Genomic DNA, 2,113 nt, shown 5'->3' with positions numbered 1-2,113 from the left:
CGCGGTATTGGTGAGCCCCAAAGCCTCACAGACATCCACCGCGAAAAACCACGGAGAATTATCGATCAGCACCGTACGAACCGACGCCAGTAGCTCACCAGCATCAGACTTGAAGTCGAAAGTTTTGATTGCACTATTCATAACAGACCTCCGGCATGATGGTTCGGGTGGGGTTAGGCATGGTCTGACTTCTCTGCGGAATATGCTTTTCGCCCAGGCATTGCCGCATTCAAAATTTGTGCTTCTGTATATTTTCCATTTGATACTTGGGATATTGCTAATGCCAGATTCGTCTCACCGGTATAATCGCTACGTGGCAAAGTATTATTTCGTTCCCATTTATAAATTTGCCTCAAACTTCTCTTTGTTGACTCAGCTACAACCCGCAATCCGACATCGCGTAAAATTTCAGAGAAAGTGTACATTTGAATTCCTTAAATTGAACATTATGTACATAATGACAGGAATAGAATGTTCACGCAACTTAATGTAGAGTGTCCATATGGTTCAAACTGAAACTGTGCGAAAAGAATTTTCCCAGAGGCTGGCGCAGGCCTGTAAAAATGCTGGGATTGACGAGCATGGCCGCGGGGTCGCAATATCCCGTGCTCTTGGTGTTTCTTCAAAGGGTGTTAGTAAATGGTTTAATGCCGAGACGATGCCAAGACAGCTTGCTATGCAAGAGCTTGCCAAATTCTTAGGCGTCGATCCTCTGTGGCTTCAGCATGGTGTAAACACTGAGGAGTCAAATGTCCGCTATGTTGGCCCGAAAAGAGATTCTGCAAAATATCCATTGATTAGCTGGGTAAGTGCTGGGGCATGGAATGAAGCCTGTGAGCCGTATACGTTGAAAGACATAGACGAATGGTTCGAATCTGACGCACATATTGAAGGCGAAGGCTTTTGGTTGAGGGTGCAGGGTGATTCAATGACCTCCCCTGTAGGGCTTAGCATTCCAGAAGGAATGATAGTTCTGGTCGATACAGACAAAGAGCCAAAAAATGGAAGTTTGGTGATCGCGAAGTTAGTTGATGCTAATGAAGCAACATTCAAAAAACTTGTATTGGATGGTGGCTCTGCCTTTCTAAAACCACTAAACCCTCAGTACCCTTTAATTCCTATCAATGGGGATTGCAGAATCATTGGCGTTGTCGTGGAAGCAAAAATCCGGTTTGTCTAATTCTCTATCCCCCACGCCGCATCAAGCCGCCAAATTTGGCGGTTTTTTTTTATTTTTATAATTCCTTCAAAAACAGATAATTACCCTAATGTTCATTATATATAGAACATATTGAACATTTTGTTCTTGACTAACTTGTACATAATGTTCAATATCATCTCATACCAAGCCAATCCGAGGCGTAAATATGAAACCTAGCAAAAGACGAATAGAAAATCTGTATGAAGACGCAGAAGCAATATTCCTGATTTCTAAAATGCTTCTTAATAATTTCCAGAACGATCCTGATGCTGATGAAGATGGAACATATGGCGGTGTGATCAAAGGGATTTTCAATTTATCTAACCAGCTACAAATAGATTTATTTGCCATTAAACAGGACATGAAAGATGAATAAGCTTGCAGATTTAATGATTAACAACCATTCAAATCGTATAACAGAAGAACAGCGTGGAGAAAATGCTAGGAATGCATCTAATTATAGTGAATTTATAATTCACGGGATGAAGTCTGTTTCTTCCGTCATGTTCTGGGCGGCATCTAACAAAAATTACTCAGGCGAACGAAGTAAAAATGACATGGAGAATATCGCATTATTAATTGATGTAAACATGAACCTTTTGGAAAAGCTCATTGAAATAGAATGTGCAAGGTCAGGAACTTCTCATGGGGTAGCTACTCATGGTTAATACAAATAAATCGGCTCTGGTTCCGACTACCAATCACAACCAGAGCCTGACCTTAAATATGCTTACCTGCGACGGTGTTGAGATTAAGGCTTGTGTGGATATTAACACAACTGACGCAGCATCTGTAAAGCGCAGTTATCGTGTTATTGACCGCCGCGCCCTGAAATTTGCGCAATTCTTTGCAGCGATACAGGAAAGTGAGTGGAGTTACCGCAGCGCAGTACATTATCTCAAGCTGGCTTAT

The 2,113-nt window shown here is 41.8% G+C and carries 5 protein-coding genes; 4 read left to right on the top strand and 1 reads right to left on the bottom strand.

The annotated features are described in order from the left end of the window. Nucleotides 1–173: 173 nt before the first annotated feature. A complete protein-coding gene (locus J8X26_RS21460) occupies nt 174–425 on the bottom strand; it encodes a Cro/Cl family transcriptional regulator (RefSeq protein WP_244370765.1) in 252 nt (83 codons plus the stop codon). Nucleotides 426–502: 77 nt separating this feature from the next. Between J8X26_RS21460 and J8X26_RS21455 the strand changes: the two genes are divergently transcribed. The 4 genes from J8X26_RS21455 to J8X26_RS21440 form a co-directional block, all read left to right on the top strand. Then, a complete protein-coding gene (locus J8X26_RS21455; protein WP_208951894.1) occupies nt 503–1,180 on the top strand; it encodes a LexA family transcriptional regulator in 678 nt (225 codons plus the stop codon). 187 nt (nt 1,181–1,367) lie between these two features. Further along, complete coding sequence (locus J8X26_RS21450) at nt 1,368–1,577, top strand: hypothetical protein (protein WP_208951893.1); 210 nt, start codon at nt 1,368–1,370, stop codon at nt 1,575–1,577. Beyond that, complete coding sequence (locus J8X26_RS21445) at nt 1,570–1,869, top strand: hypothetical protein (RefSeq protein ID WP_208951892.1); 300 nt, start codon at nt 1,570–1,572, stop codon at nt 1,867–1,869. Before J8X26_RS21450 ends, J8X26_RS21445 begins: the two co-directional genes overlap by 8 nt. After that, nucleotides 1,862–2,113: hypothetical protein (locus J8X26_RS21440; RefSeq protein WP_208951891.1), on the top strand; the 252-nt coding region annotated here is incomplete at its 3' end. The genes J8X26_RS21445 and J8X26_RS21440, both read left to right, overlap by 8 nt.

This window comes from Rahnella sp. ChDrAdgB13 (assembly GCF_017655185.1).
GTDB lineage: Bacteria > Pseudomonadota > Gammaproteobacteria > Enterobacterales > Enterobacteriaceae > Rahnella > Rahnella contaminans.
The sequence above is the reverse complement of the archived record's forward strand: the minus strand, read 5'-3'. Positions and strand labels throughout refer to the sequence as shown.